Below are 19,345 nucleotides of genomic sequence, written 5' to 3' on the forward strand. Positions count from 1 at the left end.
GCTGGAGAGTTCTGCCCGTTCGGTCCCGACGACCGTCCTAACGGTCGCGGGGTATGGCCAATGCTGACTGGAGCGTCGACACGGTGCAAGCTACAGCTCCCGAAGGCCCCAGGGTCAAGATGACCATCAGGGTGTATCGGGTGAACCGCCACGGTCTCGTCACTGAGGACCGCGGCACCGTAAGCGTCATGGACGGCATGGAGCAGGTGCCCACGACGCTGACCAACCCCCAGGGCGGGTTCACACCTCGGGGAGCTGGATCGATTGCCGATGCGGTGGACATTCCAACGATGCGGGAAACCGTCAGGATTCTGTTGGAGCCGGACGCCGCCCCGGGCGTGCTGCCTCCCTCGGATGCCGAGGTGGACTCCCTCACGCGGACGCTGTGCGGTCACTTGGAGCTGTTGATCCCCGAGGTCGAGCAGGTGGCTGAGCGGATCGGCGCGGAGAGCGTTGCCGGCTACGGCGCGCTGTCCTGCGTATGGGAGGCGCGCAGCAGGCTTGAGTCCCGGCCCAGTCGTAGGTACGGCGGAGCGGTCGGTCATGCCCGGCGTCTGGCACGCGTCCTGAGCCTCTTGTGCGACCAGTACGAGAACCTGGCCGGCCGGTGACAGGGGCGGGCCTTCTCGGAAATGCCCCGCTGAGCCAGCCATAGGACCCCATTCAACTCCCGACCGGGGCGCGCTGCTCGTTCACAACATCGCGGCCCGGCCGGGCCCCACCCGAAGGAAGGGACCCCACCTCATGGGTAAACAGCCGCAGCCCCCGCCGCCTCCTGCGCCCAAACCGTCAGGGCCGCGGCCGGGGCCGGACCCGGAGCCGATTCCCGTAACCGGCTGAAGGCACGGTCTCCGGACCACTACACAAGAAAGCGGCACGATGCGAAGGAGGACTCAGCGATGGGCAAGCACGGAGACGGCAAGGGCGGAGAGGACGGCGACAGGAAGCAGTCGCCGAGGGAGTCCGACGGCCAGTGGAACAAGCCGATCACGCCTCCGAAGAAGTGAGGACACCATGACCTCACAGCAGCGCCTCGTAGAGATCCTGACCAACAAGGGCGTGCTACCGGATGACTGGCGCGAGACGGTGTTCGCGGTCGACCGTGGTCTCTTTCTGCCCGAGGAATTCGAAGGGATCTCAAGGGCCGCCGACCCCGATCGATGGGCCCTGAGAGCGTACGGAGACGTACCGGTCGTCACGCAGACCGACGACGGTGAGAAAGACGGACCGGGTACGCCCACGTCGTCCAGCTCCATGCCGTCGATCATGCTGGAGATGCTGGCGCTCCTCGACGTCCATGACGGTCATCAAGTACTGGAGATCGGGGCCGGCACAGGCCTGAACGCCGCGTGGCTCGCTCACCGGCTCGGCGCCGAGAATGTGGTGACCATCGAGTACGACCCCGCGATCGCGGAGCAGGCTCGGGCCAACTTGAAGGCGGCCGGCCTGCCGGTCACCGTGGTGACCGGCGACGGCATGAACGGGCTGCCCGATCACCGAACGGTGGACCGGATCATCTGCACATGCACCGTGCGGACGGTCCCGTACGCGTGGCTCGAACAGGCGCCGGGAGGGCGGATCGTCACCCCCTGGGGCGGTTCCTTCCACTCCTATTCGTTCCTCACCCTGGATGTGGGCAGGGATGGGAGCGCGTCGGGTCGGTTCTCCGGCTATCCGGCGTTCATGCGGGCACGCGGTCAGCGTGGACGTACCGCGACCATCGCGGACGTGTACCACGAGGAGACCGGAGAGAAATCGACAACCCGTATCGACCCTCGGGACATCGACGCGGAGGCTGAAGCCGAGTTCGCGATCGGTGCTCGGCTTCGTGACGCCTATCCGGTGCTGTGCCATGCGAACGACGGCTCGGGCGAAGCCACGTACTGGCTTCTCGCCGACGACCGGAGGTCCTGGGCGACCGTGGAGTACGTGCCCGGTCGAGAGGTGTTCGAGGTCGAGCAGTACGGGCCGCGTCGCCTGTGGGACGAGATCGAGGCGGCCTACCGGTGGTGGGAGGACCGAGGCCGACCGTCCCGGGACCGATTCGGGCTGACCGTCGATGGTGACGGACAGCGCGTGTGGCTGGACGATCCGGAAGACCTCGTTCCGGCCGCCGGTTGAGGCTGACAAGACCCCGGAGCCGCCGTTGGTCCTCGACCCACACCGATCGGCGGCGGCTCCGGCGCACGAAAGAGGAGGGGCGACACCCCGATGCGGGGGCGTCGCTCCTTCATGCGCCAAGACAAGCGGAACCGGGCTGACTGCTACGTCGTTTGCGAAGTAAATCGGAGCGAAATTGACGCTAATAGCGGCGACGCGACCATGAGTCTGGCGTCTCCCGAGCTGTTCCGATCAATGCCTGATGAAGCCGGTGCGGCACGGCCAAGATGGATCACGGAGCTCGCCCATGCTGGCCAGAACTCCCGTCGGTCGTACCGGACTTCTCCGGAGGGCCCGATTCCGCATGTGCCGCAGGCCTTCAGTGGACGCCACGAGCACTGGAACGACGGGAGAGTCGGCCGGAAGGCGGTCATGGCGCCGGCTGCCGCCGTCCGGGCGGATCACGGTCGCTGTGACAGCAACGATCCCCACGCGGGGCACCTGCTACCTCCACTCCGCCGCCCGCCGGGCGGCGGTGGACTGAGCGGTGGCGCCATCGCGCCGCGTGACCCCAGGGATCCGTCATGGCCTTCTTGCCGAACGTGGAGAACAGCTCGCCGTCTGAAGAGGACGCGCGTGACTGTGCGAAGCGGCTGAGCACACTCGAAAAACGCGTGGACGAGCTGGAGCGAGGCCAACGCTACGACCGCATCGCTCAGTGGATCCGGACGGGTATCTCCTCATTCCTTCCAGGCATCTGGCCTTGACGGAGATCATCCGACAAGGCCCAGGACGTCCTGAAGCAACCCGTCATTCGAGAGGTCATCCGCCATGCCCGACCCCGCTCTGGTAAACCCATTTCACGCCCCCGCACCGCAGGACTGGCAAGAGAAGTGGATCGACGCTGTCCTATCCGCGCCCGGGGTGAACGTGCCACGGGACGCGCTGGAGAACATCGCCCCCTTCATCGTCCGTCCCAAGGACGCGCTGACGGATGCCGATTCCGACGGTCGGCGTCGCCTCAAGGCCAACCGGCTACGCACGGTGCCCACGGAGGCCGGCGAGATGGTGATCCTCGACGTGCGCATGAACGGCGTAGGAGGCATCGTCTGGGAGCACAACGAGAGGATCAGCTCGGCGTGGCGCTCGGCGGCTGACCCTGCCGCGGGCGGACGGCGCTCCCTGGCCCGGATTCTGCCATGGACACGGGCCACGGAAGACGGCAAGGAGAAAGTCTTTGCGGCGCTGGAAAGCCGTGTCGATACCCTGAGCAGACTGCTGAGCAACGTTGAACAGGCGGCGGCAGAACTCGACAATCGCGATGGTCACCGCACGTACAACCTGGGCGAAGACCTGGTCCTGAACGGACAGCACGAACCCTGCATGCTGGTGGCGCACCACTTCCGGCTCGACGAGGAGATCGAAGAAGGCCCCAACGGCAAACCCCTGCGTCCTTCCGCCTACTGGGGCTGGATGGCCGTGCGCGGCAACAACCGTACGCGACGGCGGCAGGAGATCTTCGACATCAGCTCCGCCGAGGTGCTCACTGGCGTTCCTTTCAAGAAGCTGGGTGTCGAGGGCGAAGGCGTAGCCGTCAATCCCAACTACTGGCTCAAGACCCTCGCAGAACTGCTCAACGCCGAGTACGCGGTCGTACAGGAGAATCCCGATCCGAACGCACGGGCGTATCGTGCTCGCCTGATCGCTGAAGTGGAGGCACATCTGGTCGTGGGCAGTCCCACGCCGATGCGTTTGTTCCGGATCGTCCAGGTGAGCAACCGCCGTGACCACGTCCATCCGCCTCTCGAATTCACGCCCAACGACCAGGGCCGGGCGCTGGGTCGTAGCGTGCTGGGTGCCTATGTGGCCCAGGGCGTGCTGGACGAGACCACGGCGGATGTGCTGTCCGGGGCGGCGCCGGTGACGGAACTGCCGGGGGTGCCGGACAACGCTTCTGTCTCGGCCCTGCGGGACCTACGGTCGATGCGCCTGCTGAGGGAGTTCTTCCCCGTCGACCAGCGCAAGCGGGAGATCATTCGCAAGGCCCTGAGCGAGGGCCCGCCTTCTCAGCTCTCCTCTCGCGAGGCGAACCGGCGGGCGCGCGCGTGGTCTGCGCTGACCTCCGAAAGCTACCCCGAGCCGTGGAATCCGCGGATCGCCGAAGTCTTCCATCTCAGCCAGGCGAAGACCGGGTTCTCGCCCTCGGAGCGCCCTTTGGCGGAGCTGCTCGCTGATGCGGACAAGGACCCCTTGGCCTTTGAGGAGCTCATCATGTTTCGGGCCGCACACTGGCTTGCGGCCTACGGCATCATCGATGCCGACCGCGGTTCGCTCCAGGGCCAGAAGACTGTGGACGAGGACGGCATAGAGGCCGAGCGGGTCCGACGCACCGTGAAGAACAACCTCAACGCCCTGCGGAACAATCCGACCGCGGCGATTCCCTTGCTGCGAGAGCTGGCCCTGGCCATGGACGAGGGGCGGACTCCCAGGAAGGTCTCGCTCACGGGCGAAGTACTGGACGGGACCGCCAGCCGTGCCTGGTTCAACCGAACGTTCCCCAAGGAGACCGGCGCCCGCCCCTACACCCGACGGGGCCTCGAACGTGTCCAAGCCATCGTCCAGGACCTCGACGGGAAGGGACTGACGCTCGACACCTTTGCCGGTTCAGGTACGGGCACGGCCGATGAAGCCACCGCGACCGCTGCGCAGGCCCCGGAAGAGACGGATACCCAAGCGGTCGAGCGCCTGGTGCGCGAGCTGGCGACCCAGATCAACGCGATGGTGGACGGGGCGACGGAGGTCGGTGAGGTTTTGGGCGAGCTGCAGAAGAGGGCGGACTCGGCCGGTATGGAGTATGCCCTGAGCCGACAGCAGGCGGACGAGGCGGTGCTCGGGCTCATGAACGTGCTCAGCGAGCTGCGCAAATGGCCCGAAGTCATTGCAGGCATGGGAAAGCCGAGCTGACGTCAAGGGGGCGCACGCCTCCGGGCAGTGGCGGCTGGGGATACTTTTTCCTCGGCGCGTGGAACTCCTTCCTGTGGCCGCTGGTGATCGGGCGGGACCAGAGCGCCTGGACGGTGCAGGTGGGCCCTGTCCTCGTACACCACCGCCCAGGTCGTACGGCTGCACGAGCTGTTCGTCGTGGCGGGGGTGGAGCGGTCCGGGATCGACTGATCCGTCGGGGGCCGGGTCAGGCCGTGGAGCCGCCGTCGACCACCAGGTCGGTGCCGACCACCGAGGCCGCGTCGTCCGAGGCCAGGTACAGCACCGCGGCGGCCACCTCCTCGACCGTGGAGACCCGGCCGAGCGGTACCTCGGTGCGCATGCGCGCGGCCCGGTCGGCCTCGGTCTCCCCGCGCTTGAAGGACATGTCGGTGGCGGTGGGGCCGGGGCTGACCGCGTTGATGCGCACCCCGTCGGCGATGTGGTCCAGGGCGGCGGCACGGGTGAGGACGGAGACGGCCGCCTTGCTGACGGCGTAGCCGGCGGTGCCGGGCAGCCGGCTGTGCACGCCGATCCGGGAGGCGATGTTGACGATCGCGCCGCCGCCCGGCTGGGTGCGCATCTGCGCGATCTCGGCCTGGAGGGCGAGGAAGACGCCGGTGACGTTGATGTCGAGCATCCGGCGCCAGTCCTTCTCGGCCAGCTCGCCCACGGCCCGCCCCCGGCCCTCCAGTACCCCGGCGTTGTTCACGGCCACGTCCAGGGAGCCGAACCGGTCCACGGCGGCGGCCACCAGGGCGCGCAGGTCGTCGGCGCGGGAGACGTCGGCGGTGACGGCGAGGGCCTTGCCGCCCTGGTCCTCGACGAGGGCCACGGTCTCCTCGAGCGGCTCGCGGCGGCGGCCGGCGACGACCACGTGCGCGCCTTCGCGGGCGAGGGCGAGCGCCACCCCCCGGCCGATGCCGGAGCCGGCGCCGGTGACGAGAGCGGTCCGGCCCGAGAAGCGGTGCGTCATGGTGAAAGTCCCCTTTTTTCTTGACCGATCGGTTCAGTTTGAGGGCCGACAAAAACGCGCCCCTTTCGCGGGGCGCGTCCGTCAGTCCAGCAGCGCCAGGGCCTGCTCCGCGGCGTCCCGGACCCGGGCCGGGTCCGCCGACGCCTTGCCGACCACCCGCAGGCCCTGGAGCAGGACCAGCAGCATGCGCGCGAGGGTCAGCGGATCGCGGTCGCCGGCCAGCTCGCCCTGCGCCTGGGCGCGGACCAGGGCGGAGTGCAGCAGGGTCTCGATGGTGTCCCAGCTGTGCTCCACCCGGCGGGCCGCGTCCCGGTCGTGCGGGGCGAGCTCGACCGCCGTGTTGGTGACCAGGCAGCCCTGTTCCCGGGTGGCCTCGGCACCGGCCTCGGCGGCGAACCGCCGGACCAGCGCTCGCACGGCCGGCAGCACCGGGCCGGGCCCGGACAGCTCCCGCGTCAGCCGCGGGTTCTGCGCCTGTCCGTACCGGTCCAGCGCCCTCAGGTACAGCTCGTGCTTGCTGCCGAAGGTGGCGTACAGGCTCGCCTTTCCGATGCCCAGGTGCGCCACCAGGTCGGCCATCGACGTCGCCTCGTAGCCGCGCTGCCAGAACAGCTCCAGGGCTGACTGCAGCGCGGCGTCCGGGTCGAATTCCTTGGTCCTGGCCACACGGGCAGCCTAGGTTTTCTGGAACGGTCGGTCAAGTACGGTCAGGCCGCGCGGACTTCGTAGGCCGTCACCCGTACCTCCTCGTCGTCCAGGCACTGCCCGCTGGCCAGGTCGAAGCGCTGCTTCAGCAGCGGGGAGGCGACGAACGGGCGGCCCTCGTGGGTGCCGGTCAGACCGCGGGAGAGGACGGCCGCACCGGTGAAGGGGTCACGGTTGTCGATGGCGTACAGCCGGTCCGTGCGGTCCCGGAAGACCGCGACCTGGCGGCCGTCCGGCAGCAGGGCGGCCACCCCGCGGCCCGGCACCAGCATGCTCAGGTCGCAGACCGTGAACCAGGTGTCCGCCAGCTGGAGCTGGACCTTCAGGGCGGTCGTCTCAACGGCGAGGGTCATCGCTGGGCGCTTCCTTCCAGGATGTCGTCGGCGGGCCGCAGGCCGATGTTCAGCAGCGGCAGGTCGGGCTTGATCTGGTCGCGCTCGGGGACGAAGGAGACGACCGGGTCCGGGGTGTCCGGGGCGTTCACGAAGGACACGAACCGGGCCAGCTTCTCGGGGTCGTTCACGGTCTCCGCCCACTCGTCGCGGTAGTTCGCGACGTGCGCCCGCATGAGCTTCTCCAGCTCGTCGCAGATGCCGAGCGAGTCGTGCACCACCACGTCCCGTACGTGCTCCAGGCCACCCGGGATGCGCTCCAGCCAGGTGCTGGTGCGCTCCAGACGGTCGGCGGTGCGGATGTAGAACATCAGGAACCGGTCGATCAGCCGGACCAGTTCGGCGTCGGACAGGTCCTGGGCCAGCAGGTCGGCGTGGCGCGGGGTGGCGCCGCCGTTGCCGCCGACGTACAGGTTCCAGCCGTTCGCGGTGGCGATCACCCCGAAGTCCTTCGACTGGGCCTCGGCGCACTCGCGCTGGCAGCCGGAGACCGCCGACTTCAGCTTGTGCGGGGAGCGCAGGCCCCGGTAGCGCAGCTCCAGGTCGATCGCCATCTTGACGGAGTCCTGCACGCCGTACCGGCACCAGGTGGATCCCACGCAGGACTTCACCGTGCGCAGCGCCTTGCCGTACGCGTGCCCCGACTCGAAGCCGGCGTCCACCAGCCGCGCCCAGATCAGCGGCAGCTGCTCCACCCGGGCGCCGAACATGTCGATCCGCTGCCCACCGGTGATCTTCGTGTAGAGGCCGAAGTCCCGGGCGATCTCACCGATGACGATCAGCTTCTCCGGGGCGATCTCACCGCCGGGGATGCGCGGCACGACCGAGTACGAGCCGTTCTTCTGCAGGTTGGCGAGGAAGTGGTCGTTGGTGTCCTGGAGCGCGGCCTGCTCGCCGTCCAGGACATAGCCGCTCGCGCCGATGGTGGGGGCCAGCGAGGCGATGATCGAGCCGACCGCCGGCTTGCACACCTCGCAGCCGTCACCACCCCGGGCGCCCTCGCGGCCGTAGCGGTCCAGCAGCTCCTGGTACGACGTGATGCGCAGCGCGAGGACGATCTCGTACAGCTCCTCGCGGGTCTGCGCGAAGCAGCCGCACAGGCCCTTGTCGACCTCGACGCCGGACGCCTCCAGCTCCGCGGTGACCAGCTGGCCCAGCACCTTCACACAACTGCCGCAGCCGGTACCGGCCTTGGTGCACTTCTTCACCTCGGGCACCGTGGTGCACCGGTGGTCGGTGACCGCGCCGCGGATCGTGCCCTTGCTGACGTTGTGGCAGGAGCAGATGATCGCGTCGTCCGGCAGCGCGGACGGGCCGAGCTGGGCCCCCGAGCCCGCTCCGGCGGGCAGGACGAGCGACTCGGGGGAGATGGGCGGCACCGAGCCGGTGAGGGCGCGCAGGGTGCCGTACGCCTCGGCGTCACCGACCAGGATGCCGCCGAGCAGCGTGCCGTCCGCGCCGATGACCAGCTTCTTGTACAGGCCCGCACGCGAGTCGGAGTAGACGACGTCCAGGCAGTTCTCGGTGGTGCCGTGCGCGTCGCCGAAGGAGGCGACGTCCACGCCGAGCAGCTTCAGCTTGGTGGACAGGTCGGCGCCGGTGAAGGACGCCTCGTCCTCGGCGATCGTCGCGGCGGCCGTCTCGGCCTGCTCGTAGCCCGGCGCCACCAGGCCGTACACCCGGCCGTCGGCGGCCAGCGCGCACTCGCCGATCGCGAAGACGTGCGGGTCGGAGACGGTCCGGCACTGCTCGTCCACCGCGATGCCGCCGCGCTCGCCGACCGTGAGGCCCGAGGCGCGGGCCAGCTGGTCGCGGGGGCGGACACCGGCGCTGAACACCACCAGGTCGGTGGCGAGTTCGGAGCCGTCGGACAGCTTCATGCCGGTCACGGCACCGTCGGCGTCGGTCACGATCTCCTGGGTGCCCACACCGGTGTGGACGGTAAGGCCCATCTCCTCGATGGTCCGCAGCAGGGCCGCGCCACCGCCCTCGTCCACCTGCACCGGCATCAGGCGCGGCGCGAACTCCACGATGTGCGCGTTCAGTCCGAGGCCCTTGAGCGCGCCGGCGGCCTCCAGGCCGAGCAGACCGCCGCCGACGACGGCACCGGTGGTCGCCTTCGTCTTCGCGTACTCCTCGATCGCCAGCAGGTCCTCGATGGTCCGGTACACGAAACAGCCGGTGGCGTCCTTGTTCGGCACCGGCGGTACGAACGGGTAGGAGCCGGTGGCCAGGACCAGGACGTCGTAGTCCACGACCAGACCCGAGCGGGCGGTCACCTTCCGCGCCTCGCGGTCGATCGCCTCCGCCGGGTCGCCGAGGTGCAGCTCGATGCCGTGGTCCTTGATGAACTCCATGTCGGTCATGGAGAGGTCCTCGGGGGTCTTCCCCGAGAAGTACGAGGTGAGCTGCACGCGGTCGTACGCAGGACGCGGCTCCTCGCACAGCACGACCACGCGGTGCGTGGCGGTCAGGCCGCGCTCGGCGAGCGCTTCGAGGAAGCGCTGGCCGACCATGCCGTGGCCGACGAGCACGATCGTGGGGGTGGCCCCCAGGGTGGCGGTCATTCAGGAGCCTCCATCGTTGGTGAGCAGGTGGAGCAGGGGGCCGCCGTCGGGGAGCGGCTCTGCTCCCTCCCAGGCGCGGGCGAGCGCGCCGACGGTGCCGAGTTCGCCGACGAGGACCCCGCCGACCAGGCGGTCGTCGCGGACGACGACCTTGCGGTAGGTGCCCCGGGTGGCGTCGGCGATCCGCACGACGTCGTCGCCGGGGCGGGGTTCGGTCTCGCCGAACGCGGCGAGGTCGAAGGGGGAGTCGGGACCGGTGAGGGTCAGCCGGGTCAGGGAGCGGGTGCCGGTGTAGCGGGCACGGGCGTCACCTGCCAGCAGCTCGGCGAGCGCGTCGGCCTGTTCCAGGGCCGGGGCGGCCAGGCCGTAGACCGTGCCGTCGTGCTGGGCGCAGTCGCCGATGGCGTGGATGTGCGGGTCGGAGGTGCGCAGCTCGTCGTCCACGAGGACGCCCCTGTGCACCGCGAGACCGGCCTGCTCGGCGAGACCCGTGCGGGGCCGCACCCCGCAGGCGAGGACCACGAGGTCGGCGTCGAGGGCGTAGCCGTCGGCCATCTCGACCGAGCGGACCGCTCCGGCGACGCAGCGCACGTCCCGGACCCGGCACTCGGTGTGCACCTCGACGCCCAGGTCGGTGAGGTGCCGCAGCACCAGCCGGGAGGCGTCCGGGTCGAGCTGGCGCTCCATGAGCCGCTCGGCCTGCTGGGCGAGCACCACCTGGGCGCCGCGCACGGCGAGCGCACGGGCCGCGGAGACGCCGAGCAGCCCGCCGCCGATGACGACCGCCCGCACCCCGGGCCGCACCGCCTTGGCCAGGCCCAGGCAGTCGTCCATGGTGCGGAACGCGTGGACGCCCTCGGGGAGCTGGTGGTCAGGGGTGAACAGGCCGCGCAGCGGGGGCAGCACCGGGTTGGAGCCGGTGGCCAGGACCAGCGTGTCGTATGCGATCGACGTGCCGTCGGCGCAGTCGACGGTCCGGGCGGCCCGGTCGATGCCGGTGACCCGGGTGCGCAGCAGGCCGGCGTGCGGCGGGAGCGCGATCACCTCCGGGGCGTACCGGCCGGCGAGCACCTCGGCCAGCAGCACCCGGTTGTACGGCGCGTGCTCCTCGTCGCCGACGAGCAGCGCGGGCACACCCAGCTCGCCGAGCCGCCGGGCGAGCCGTACGCCCGCGAGGCCGGCGCCGATCACCACCACACGCGTATTCGAGGTCATGTCCCGAGCGTGCGGCCCGGACGTTACCCGGCAGCATCACGTCTGTTTCCCGAGAGGAACGCTGCCCTCATCCGGCGCGCGCCCGGGGTGTGAGGGCGGGGGGCGGGGTCAGCGGGTGTGGAGCAGGGTCACCAGGCCGGTGGTGTCCTCCGTCCCGTGGCCGTCGGCGAGGCGGTCGCGCATCAGGTTCAGGAACGGTGTGAGGAGTTCCGCGCTCACGCCCTGTTCCGCTGCCGTGCGCAGCAGCGTGTCGGTGCCGGCGACCTGCATGGCCAGGTTGGAGACGACTCCGGTCGTGTAGTCGCCGGACTCCAGCCGTTCGGCCGTCTGAGCCGCCATGCCGGCCATCGCGTGCAGCCACGGCACGAGCAGCGCGGCGAAGTCGCTGGGCGCCACCTCCGTCCCGCGCAGCAGCGCGAACGCGTGCGTGACACCCGCGAACATGCCGTACATCCCGCTCAGCAGCGCCACGTCGTGCAGCGCGGCGAGACCGGCGTCGGCGCCGACGTACTCGGTGCCGGCCGGGACGGCGAGGGTGTCCCGGTGTTCCTGGAACAGGTCCGGGGCGCCGCTGTAGAGCACGAAGGCACCGGGCGCGCCGATCATCGGCGGTACGGCCATGATCCCGCCGTCCAGGAACCGGGCGCCGCGCTCCTCGGCCCAGGCGGCGCGCGCCCGGGCGTCGGCGGGGGTGCCGGTGGTGAGGTTCACCAGGTCCCGGCCGGCCAGGTCGGCTCCCTCCAGGGCGGTGCCCACCGAGGTGTCGTCCAGCAGGCAGGCCACGACGAGCCGGTTCGCGGCCACCGCCTCCGCCGCGCTCGCGGCCGCCACCGCTCCCTCGGCGGTCAGCGCGGCCGCGCGCCCGGGCGTGCGGTTCCAGACGGTCAGCGGATGCCCGGCGGCGAGCCAGGCCCGCCCGAGCGCGGTACCCATCGCACCGGTGCCGAGCAGGGTCAGGGGAGTACGGGGGCTGGAGGACAGGGGGTTGTCGGTCATGGCGACTAGGCTCCCCGGAGGAGCCGCCGCGCAGAAGTACGCACTTCGAAGTGGGTGGTTACCAGCGGGAAAGCATGCGGGTCGGAAGGGGGAGGACCATGCCGGTGGGACGGCGGCCGGGGGCGTACGTCTGCGGGACCGACGCGGCCATGGACATCATCGACGGCAAGTGGAAGGTGTCGATCCTGTGGGCGCTGGGCGAACGCGGCACGTGCCGCTTCGGTGAGCTGCGCCGGCTGCTGCCGGGCGTCACGGAGAAGGTGCTCGCCGCGCAGCTGCGCGAGCTGGAGGCCGACGGCATCGTGCACCGCGAGGAGTACGACGAGGTGCCGCCCCGCGTCGAGTACTCGCTGACCGAGATCGGCACCCAGCTGAACACGGCGCTGGAGCCGCTCGGGACGTGGGGGAAGAGACACGTCCTGGGCGCGGCACCGGCGCCGCGCTGAAGCCTTCAGCGGCTGCCCGTCAGATGGGCGAACACCACCACGTTGCCCTGGTAGCCGGTGGTTCGCGAGTAGCCTCCGCCGCAGGTGATGACGCGGAGTTCGGGGCGGGGGGCCGCGCCGTACACCTTCTCGTCGGGGAAGTCGCGTGCCGAGTACACCTCCACCGCGTCCACGGTGAACACGGCCACGGTGCCGTCCCGGCGGTCCACCTCGATGCGGGCGCCCCGCTTCAGCGCGCCGAGGTCGTAGAAGACGGCGGGTCCCTCGGCGTTGTCGACATGGCCGGCGACGATCGCGGTCCCCGTCTCCCCGGGGGTGGTGCCGGCCTCGTACCAGCCGGCCAGGTTCTTCTCCTTGGCGGGCGGTGCGTCCAGGTTGCCGGAGCGGGTGAGGGCCAGGCCCGTCAGGGGGGCGTTCACGCGGATCGCGGGGATGCGGATGCGGATGGGCGGGGACGGTGCGAGCGCGGGGGCCGCGCCCCGCCCGTCGCCCGGGTCGGGACGGCCCTCGGCGGGCGTCGGCTGCGGCGGCGTGTGGCTGACGGCGCCGCCGCCGAGCAGCCACACCCCCGAACCGAGGGCCACGACGGTGACCGCGGCTATGGCGGTGTCGCCGAGCCTGGAGCTGCTGCGCATGCGATCCCCTCTCCCGGGGGCGGACCCCCCGAAGCCCTCTCCCCCTCCGGGCCGCGAGGGGCGTCGGACCCGGAGGGGGCGGGATGTGCGGTACCGGCGGACGGACAGCGGAGGGTGTCCGTCAGATCCCGTCGCCTCTCGCCCGGCGATGCAGGAGCCAGGTACCGCCCGCGGCGGCGACGGCAAGCGCCGCCACACCCGCCGCGGTCTGCACGGGGTCGGGGCCCAGTCCGCCGCCGACCCCCGTCTTCACGCTTCCCCGCGGCTGCACCTGTGCGTACACCGCGCTCAACGCCACCACCAGGTCGCCCGTCACCTGCCGGTCGCCCTCGGCACACCGGGCGACGATCTCGTACGTCCCCGGCTGCGCGCTCGGCGGCACCCGGAACTGGCCGATCGCCTCGCCCTCGTGCGCGCTGGGCGCCAGTGTGAACGTGCCGGCGCCGACCGCGCCGGCGTCCCCGGTCGCGGCGCCCGTGTCCCCGCACGCGGCCGTGTTCACCGAGACCTGGCCACCGGGCGCCACGGTGGACGGGTACACGTCCAGACGGCCGGCCCCGGCGGCGTGGGCGGGTGCCGCGGCGGCCACGGCGAGCGCGGTACCGGCCAGCAGACGGGCAGTGCGTCGCATGGTGCTCCCCAGAGCTTGTCCGACTCGTCCAGGGGTGCACCCCTGCCCTACCGAGGTAAGTCGCTCCGGGGCTCGGCCGCTTCCTGAAGGGGCGTCAGAAAGGGGGTGAACGGGTGTCGCCGGCACACCCCGCACGGCCTAGTCCGCGCGACGTTCCGGCAGGTCACGGGCGTATGGGGGGCCGATGCGAGACGGCGGTACGAAAAACACACGAATGGAGCGGTGGGTCCGGTGAACGGGTGACGAAGAAGGCCGGCGCCCGGGTGGCACCGGCCTTCACGGCTGCTTGCCGGTTCAGCTGACGTTGACCGCGCTCCAGGCGGCGGCCACCGCGTTGTACTCCGTGCCGCCCGACCCGTAGAGGTCCTTGGCGGCGTTCAGGGTCGCCGTGCGGGCGCCCTTGTAGTTGGTGGACGAGGTCATGTAGACCGTCAGTGCCCGGTACCAGATCTTGCCGGTCTTCTCCCGGCCGATGCCGGTGACCGTCGAGCCGTTGTACGTCGGCGAGTCGTAGCTGACGCCGTTGATGGTCTTGGCGCCGCTGCCCTCGGCGAGCAGGTAGGCGAAGTGGTTGGCGACGCCGGAGGAGTAGTGGACGTCGAGGTTCCCGACCGACGAACTCCAGTAGTCGGCGGAACTGCCGTCCTTGGAGGGCTTGTCCATGAAGCGCAGGGCCGGCTTGCCGAAGCCGGACTTCACGATCTTCTCGCCGATGAGGTAGTCACCGGAGTCGGAGGAGTTGTTCGCGTACCACTCGACCATCGTGCCGAGGATGTCCGAGGTGGCCTCGTTCAGCCCGCCGGACTCGCCGGAGTACGTCAGCGCCGCCGTCTTCGACGTCACGCCGTGCGTCATCTCGTGCCCGGCGACGTCGAGGGCGACCAGCGGTCCGAAGGTGGTCCCGTCACCGTCGCCGTACGTCATGCAGAAGCAACTGTCGTCCCAGAAGGCGTTGTTGTAGTTGCTGCCGTAGTGGACGCGGTTGTACGAGCCCTTGCCGTCACCGGCGATGCCGCTGCGGCCGTGGATGTTCTTGTAGTAGTCCCAGGTCTCGTTGGTGCCGTACTGGGCGTCGACGGCGGCGGAGGCGCGGTCCGCGGTGGTGCCCGTGCCCCAGTGGTTGTCGGCGTCCGTGAACAGGGTCGCGGGGGCCCGGCTGAAGCAGATGCCGAAGATGCAGAGGTCGGTCTTGTTCTCGGCGTCACCGGTGTAGGTGTTGCCGCGCGTCGGGTCCTTGAGCTGGTACGACGATCCGGACTGGGTCGTCTCCAGCGGTACCGTCCCGCTGTAGAGCGCCTTGCCGTCGCCGGTGGCCGTCTCGATGCTGTCCCAGGCGTCGATCCGGGCGCCGGTGCGCGCGTCGGTCAGCACGGTCCGGGCGACGGGGTTGCCGAGCGAGTCCAGGCCGACCGCGTTGGTCCGCCAGGCCAGCTTCGGGCTGCCGTGCAGGGCGTCGACGACCAGTTCCGGCTTGGCCTTGACCTGCTTCAGCGCCGTACCGGGGTTGGCCGCGCGCAGGGCGTTCACGGCGAGACCGGCGGCCTCGGGGCCGGTGACCTCCGGGGTGACGGAGGGCAGGGAGATCGCCTGCCGGGTGGCGCGGTCGGCGCTGCGGTAGCCGCCGTCGGGGGCCAGGTGGACGACGAAGTCGCCGCCGACGACCGGGAGTCCGCGGTAGGTGCGGTCGTAGCGGACGTGCTGGGTGCCGTCCCTGTCCACGATCACGTCCCGGACGCTGGTGTCCTGGGGGGAGGTGAGACCCAGGGTGGAGGCGTGGGCGAGCAGTGCCGACGCCGCGTTCTCGATCGCGGTGGCCCGGGTCGGTCTGCCGTCGGCGTGGGCGGCGGGGGAGAGGCTGACGGCCAGCAGGGTCGCGGTGGTGAGGGCGACACCGGCGGTGGCCGTGCGACGGGTTCCTCGGATGTGCTGCCGTATCCGGCTCATCTGTCTCCTCGGGGAGGCGCCAGGCTGGGTGGGGGTGGCGCTGGTCCCCGAGATTTAAGTGCCCATGACATGTCATGTCCATAGGGTCTTCATGGAGATGTGTGGGGAGCCGGCGAGGGTACAGAATCGTTTCCGTGATCGCCGAGGACCACCCCCGCGAGGACAGCCGCGAAGATCCCCGCGAGGACAGCCGCCCCCTGCCCTTCTTCGTCTACGGCACGCTCCGCCCCGGCGAGCCCAACCACGACCTCTTCCTGCGCGGCCGCACCCTCGCCGAGGAACCCGGACACCTCACCGGCGCCGTGCTGTACGACGGCCCCGGCTACCCCTACGCCGTCGAGGGGCCCGGCGGGACCGTCCGCGGCGAACTGGTGACCGCGCGGCCGGAGGCGTACGAGGAACTCCTCGCCGCCCTCGACCGGCTGGAGGAGTACGTGCCGGGCGACCCCCGCAACCTCTACGAACGCGCCGCCCGGGACGTCGTCCGCGCCGCCGGCGGCACCGTCCGCGCCTGGGTCTACCTCGCCGCCCCCGGCGTCGCCGCCCGGCTGCGCCGGAGCGGCACCCGCATCGCGGACGGCGACTGGCTCTCCCGCCGCTGACTCAGCCCAGCAGCTCCAGCCCCTCGGGCGGCTCGATGCCGAACTCCTCCTCCACCAGGCGCCGCGCCTCGGCCTCCTCCGTCAGGGTGCGCTCGGTCACCGTGCCGTCGGCACGGGTTTCGGTGAACCGGGTGCCGTCCAGGGCGAGATGGCGCTCGGCGGTGGTCCGCTGAAGGTAGGGGCGGCGGGTGAACGGCGAGCGCGGGTGGGTGCCGACGAACCAGTTGAACACCTCGAAGTCGGGTGCGGCGAACGGCTCCTGGGTGAACGCGTACTGCCCCGCCCAGGCCTCGTCCCGGGTGTCGTAGGCCTGCAACTCCCACAGCTCCAGCGGCCCCTCGTGCGGCAGCCGCACCAGCCGGTGCCGGCGCCCGGCGCCCTCGAACCCGGTGCCGGTCACCAGCGGCACCGGCAGCAGCAGCGCCCCGGGCGCGCCGAAGCCGACGTCCGCCAGGAACGGCCGCGGCTCGCCCGGCACCTCGACCCGGAGCATCGCGTGCGTCCGCGGCCGGCTCTCCGGCGTCTTTGCGCCCACCACCACCCGGCCGGCCAGCGGGGTCACCCGGAAACCGAGCGCCTCCAGCGCCAGCCGGAGCAGGGTGTTGTGCTCGTAGCAGTAGCCGCCGCGCCGGCCGTGGATCATCTTCGCTATCAGGTCGGCGGGCGCCAGCGAGGGCGCCCTGCCCCGCACCGGGTCCAGGTTCTCGAACGGCAGCGACAGCGCGTGCGCCAGGTGCACGCCCCGCAGGGTCTCCAGGTCTGCCCGCCGCTCGCCTTTCCAGCCGATGCGGTCGAGATAGGCGTCGAGGTCGTACGACGGGGTCTGTTCGGTCTCGGACATACCCCGAACCTATGCGAGCCGCGCCGCCCGTGCCGCCTCCGGCGGACGGAACCGCGCTACTGCCCTGGTCCTACGACCTCCAGCCGCACCGCGCACGACTTGAACTCCGGCATCCGGGACGTCGGGTCCAGGGCCGGGTTGGTGAGGGTGTTGGCGCGGCCCTCGCCCGGCCAGTGGAAGGGCATGAACACGGTGTCCGGCCGGATGGCACTCGTGATCCGGGCCGGTGCCACGGCCCGGCCGCGCCGGGACACCACCGCCACCGGGTCGCCGTCCGCCGCGCCCAGCCGGGCCGCGAGCCGCGGATGCAGCTCCACGAACGGTCCGGGCGCCGCCGCGTTCAGCTCCGCCACCCGCCGGGTCTGCGCCCCCGACTGGTACTGCGCCACCACCCGCCCGGTGGTCAGCACCAGGGGATATTCGGCATCCGGCTCCTCCGCGGTCGCCCGGTACATCACGGGCACGAACCGGGCCCGGCCGTCGGGGGTGGCGAAGCGGTCGAGGAAGAGGCGGGGGGTGCCGGGGTGCGCGGTGCCGGCGTCCGCCGCCGGGTCGTCGGGCAGCGCGTCCAGGGCCGCGTCCTCACCGTCGGCCGCGCCCGCGCCCTGCGTCTCACCAGGTCCCTCCGGGCACGGCCAGAAGACGCCGTTCTCCTCCGCCAGGCGGCGGTAGGTGATGCCCGAGTAGTCGGCGGGGCCGCCGGCGCTGGCGCGGCGGAGTTCCTCGAAGACCTCCTCGGGGTCGGTGGGGAAGCCCTTCTCCACGCCGAGGCGCCCGGCCAGCTCGTGCAGGACGTACAGGTCGCTGCGGACGCCGGGCGGCGGGGTGACGGCCTGGCGGCGGAGCAGCACCCTGCCCTCCAGGCTGGTCGTCGTGCCCGTCTCCTCCGCCCACTGGGTGACCGGCAGCACGACGTCCGCCAGCTCCGCCGTCTCCGAGAGGACGACGTCGGCCACCGCGAGGAAGTCCAGTGACCGCAGGCGCTGCTCGATGTGGGCCGCGCGCGGGGCCGAGACCACCGGGTTGGAGCCCATCAGCAGCAGCGCCCGGACGTCCGTGCCGAGGGCGTCGAGGAGTTCGTACGCGCTGCGCCCGGGACCGGGCAGGCTGTCCGGGTCCACACCCCACACCCCGGCCACGTGCCGCCGCGCCGCCGGGTCGTCCAGCTTGCGGTAGCCGGGCAACTGGTCGGCCTTCTGGCCGTGTTCGCGCCCGCCCTGCCCGTTGCCCTGCCCGGTCAGACAGCCGTACCCCGACAGCGGGCGGCCCGGACGGCCGGTCGCCAGGCACAGGTTGATCCACGCGCCCACCGTGTCCGTGCCCTTGGACTGCTGCTCCGGCCCGCGCGCGGTGAGCACCATCGCGGACTCCGGCTCGCAGAACAGTCGTACCGCCTCGCGCAGTTGCGGCACCGGCACCCCGGTGATCCGCTCCACGTACTCCGGCCAGTGCGCCATCGCCGCGGCCCGGGCCTCCTCCCAGCCGGCGGTCCGCTCCCGGATGTACTCCTCGTCCGTGCGCCCCTCCGCCACCACCAGGTGCAGCAGACCCAGGGCGAGGGCCAGGTCGGTGCCGGGGCGGGGCGCCAGGTGCAGGTCCGCCTGCTCGGCCGTCCTCGTCCGGCGCGGGTCGACGACGATCAGCGTGCCGCCGTTCTCCCGCAGCTCCGTGAAGAAGCGCAGCGACGGCGGCATGGTCTCGGCCAGGTTGGACCCGACGAGGATCACACAGCCGGTCTTCGGGACGTCCTCCAGCGGGAACGGCAGCCCCCGGTCCAGACCGAACGCCTTCGTGCCGGCCGCCGCGGCCGAGGACATGCAGAACCGCCCGTTGTAGTCGATCTGCGAGGTCCCCAGCACCACCCGCGCGAACTTGCCGAGCGTGTACGCCTTCTCGTTGGTCAGCCCGCCCCCGCCGAACACCCCGAGGGCATCGGCGCCGTACCGCTCCCGGACCGACCCGAGCCGCTCGGCGATCAGGTCCAGCGCCTCCGCCCAGCTCGCCTCCACCAGCCGGCCGCCCTTCCGCACCAGCGGCGCGGTCAGCCGGACCGCCGGGGACAGCACCTGGGCCGCCGTACGGCCCTTGCCGCACAGCGCGCCCCGGTTGACGGGGAAGTCAGGGCGCTCGGTGACCTCGACGCCCCCCTTGGGCAGGGGCGTGATGTTCATCCCGCACTGCAGGGCGCAGTACGGGCAGTGGGTGGGCGTCGAGGTGTTCTCCATACCGCCCAGCGTGCGTCCGGTGTGTTACGCCCCCGTGTCGCATCCGGTTACACCCCCGGCACGGCGACCTCCCCGCGCCGCCCCGCCC

At 71.3% G+C, this 19,345-nt stretch carries 16 protein-coding genes and 1 pseudogene; 6 read left to right on the top strand and 11 right to left on the bottom strand.

All coding sequences use genetic code 11. The features are described 5' to 3' along the window. Nucleotides 1-53: 53 nt before the first annotated feature. From ACZ4U1_RS08610 to ACZ4U1_RS08625, 4 genes and pseudogenes are all read left to right on the top strand, one after another. Entirely contained in the window at nucleotides 54-611 is a 558-nt protein-coding gene (locus ACZ4U1_RS08610; protein ID WP_467901268.1) for a DUF6415 family natural product biosynthesis protein, read from the top strand. A 403-nt stretch (nucleotides 612-1,014) separates the two neighbouring features. Next, nucleotides 1,015-2,121 carry a methyltransferase domain-containing protein gene (locus tag ACZ4U1_RS08615; protein ID WP_467901271.1) on the top strand — a complete coding sequence of 369 codons (1,107 nt, stop codon included), beginning with the start codon at nucleotides 1,015-1,017 and terminating at the stop codon, nucleotides 2,119-2,121. An 810-nt stretch (nucleotides 2,122-2,931) separates the two neighbouring features. After that, a complete protein-coding gene (locus ACZ4U1_RS08620) occupies nucleotides 2,932-5,064 on the top strand; it encodes a hypothetical protein (protein WP_467901273.1) in 2,133 nt (710 codons plus the stop codon). A 47-nt stretch (nucleotides 5,065-5,111) separates the two neighbouring features. Further along, nucleotides 5,112-5,274, top strand: a pseudogene (locus tag ACZ4U1_RS08625) (carbohydrate ABC transporter permease); the annotation flags it as partial. A gap of 16 nt (nucleotides 5,275-5,290) precedes the next feature. On the opposite strand, the gene ACZ4U1_RS08630 reads toward ACZ4U1_RS08625, so the two are convergent. From ACZ4U1_RS08630 to ACZ4U1_RS08655, 6 genes are all read right to left on the bottom strand, one after another. Further along, nucleotides 5,291-6,058, bottom strand: coding sequence for an SDR family NAD(P)-dependent oxidoreductase (locus ACZ4U1_RS08630; protein ID WP_467901276.1), 768 nt, complete (start codon nucleotides 6,056-6,058; stop codon nucleotides 5,291-5,293). A gap of 81 nt (nucleotides 6,059-6,139) precedes the next feature. Further along, nucleotides 6,140-6,724, bottom strand: coding sequence for a TetR/AcrR family transcriptional regulator (locus ACZ4U1_RS08635; protein WP_467901279.1), 585 nt, complete (start codon nucleotides 6,722-6,724; stop codon nucleotides 6,140-6,142). A 41-nt stretch (nucleotides 6,725-6,765) separates the two neighbouring features. After that, nucleotides 6,766-7,116: a nitrite reductase small subunit NirD gene (nirD, locus tag ACZ4U1_RS08640; RefSeq protein ID WP_467901282.1), complete on the bottom strand. Its 351-nt coding sequence runs from the start codon at nucleotides 7,114-7,116 to the stop codon at nucleotides 6,766-6,768. Next, nucleotides 7,113-9,722 (bottom strand): nitrite reductase large subunit NirB, encoded by a 2,610-nt coding sequence (gene nirB / locus ACZ4U1_RS08645; protein WP_467901285.1) that lies wholly within the window; start codon nucleotides 9,720-9,722, stop codon nucleotides 7,113-7,115. The genes nirD and nirB overlap by 4 nt, the downstream gene beginning before the upstream one ends. Next, the gene (locus tag ACZ4U1_RS08650; protein WP_467901288.1) at nucleotides 9,723-10,937 is read right to left on the bottom strand and encodes an NAD(P)/FAD-dependent oxidoreductase; all 1,215 of its coding nucleotides are present in this window, start codon (nucleotides 10,935-10,937) and stop codon (nucleotides 9,723-9,725) included. Nucleotides 10,938-11,045: 108 nt separating this feature from the next. After that, on the bottom strand, nucleotides 11,046-11,933 hold the full coding sequence (locus ACZ4U1_RS08655) for an NAD(P)-dependent oxidoreductase (protein WP_467901291.1): 888 nt from the start codon (nucleotides 11,931-11,933) through the stop codon (nucleotides 11,046-11,048). Between the two features lie 98 nt (nucleotides 11,934-12,031). Here ACZ4U1_RS08655 and ACZ4U1_RS08660 point away from each other — a divergent pair, with 98 nt between their 5' ends. After that, nucleotides 12,032-12,379 (top strand): winged helix-turn-helix transcriptional regulator, encoded by a 348-nt coding sequence (locus tag ACZ4U1_RS08660; RefSeq protein ID WP_467901295.1) that lies wholly within the window; start codon nucleotides 12,032-12,034, stop codon nucleotides 12,377-12,379. 5 nt (nucleotides 12,380-12,384) lie between these two features. Here the strand turns inward: ACZ4U1_RS08660 and ACZ4U1_RS08665 are convergent, their stop codons facing one another. The 3 genes from ACZ4U1_RS08665 to ACZ4U1_RS08675 all read right to left on the bottom strand — a co-directional run bounded on the left by ACZ4U1_RS08665 (nucleotide 12,385) and on the right by ACZ4U1_RS08675 (nucleotide 15,589). Further along, nucleotides 12,385-13,014, bottom strand: a complete 630-nt coding sequence (locus ACZ4U1_RS08665) for a class F sortase (protein ID WP_467901298.1) — start codon at nucleotides 13,012-13,014, stop codon at nucleotides 12,385-12,387. Between the two features lie 121 nt (nucleotides 13,015-13,135). Next, the gene (locus ACZ4U1_RS08670) at nucleotides 13,136-13,645 is read right to left on the bottom strand and encodes a hypothetical protein (protein WP_467901300.1); all 510 of its coding nucleotides are present in this window, start codon (nucleotides 13,643-13,645) and stop codon (nucleotides 13,136-13,138) included. Between the two features lie 294 nt (nucleotides 13,646-13,939). Continuing rightward, on the bottom strand, nucleotides 13,940-15,589 hold the full coding sequence (locus ACZ4U1_RS08675; RefSeq protein WP_467901304.1) for a M4 family metallopeptidase: 1,650 nt from the start codon (nucleotides 15,587-15,589) through the stop codon (nucleotides 13,940-13,942). Nucleotides 15,590-15,726: 137 nt separating this feature from the next. Between ACZ4U1_RS08675 and ACZ4U1_RS08680 the strand changes: the two genes are divergently transcribed. After that, complete coding sequence (locus ACZ4U1_RS08680; RefSeq protein ID WP_467901474.1) at nucleotides 15,727-16,191, top strand: gamma-glutamylcyclotransferase family protein; 465 nt, start codon at nucleotides 15,727-15,729, stop codon at nucleotides 16,189-16,191. A 1-nt stretch (nucleotide 16,192) separates the two neighbouring features. On the opposite strand, the gene ACZ4U1_RS08685 is transcribed toward ACZ4U1_RS08680, so the two are convergent. Continuing rightward, nucleotides 16,193-17,032, bottom strand: coding sequence for an arylamine N-acetyltransferase family protein (locus tag ACZ4U1_RS08685; protein WP_467901307.1), 840 nt, complete (start codon nucleotides 17,030-17,032; stop codon nucleotides 16,193-16,195). A 56-nt stretch (nucleotides 17,033-17,088) separates the two neighbouring features. Further along, on the bottom strand, nucleotides 17,089-19,257 hold the full coding sequence (locus ACZ4U1_RS08690; RefSeq protein WP_467901309.1) for a molybdopterin oxidoreductase family protein: 2,169 nt from the start codon (nucleotides 19,255-19,257) through the stop codon (nucleotides 17,089-17,091). Nucleotides 19,258-19,345 lie beyond the last annotated feature (88 nt).

Source organism: Streptomyces sp. NPDC028928 (genome assembly GCF_055564915.1).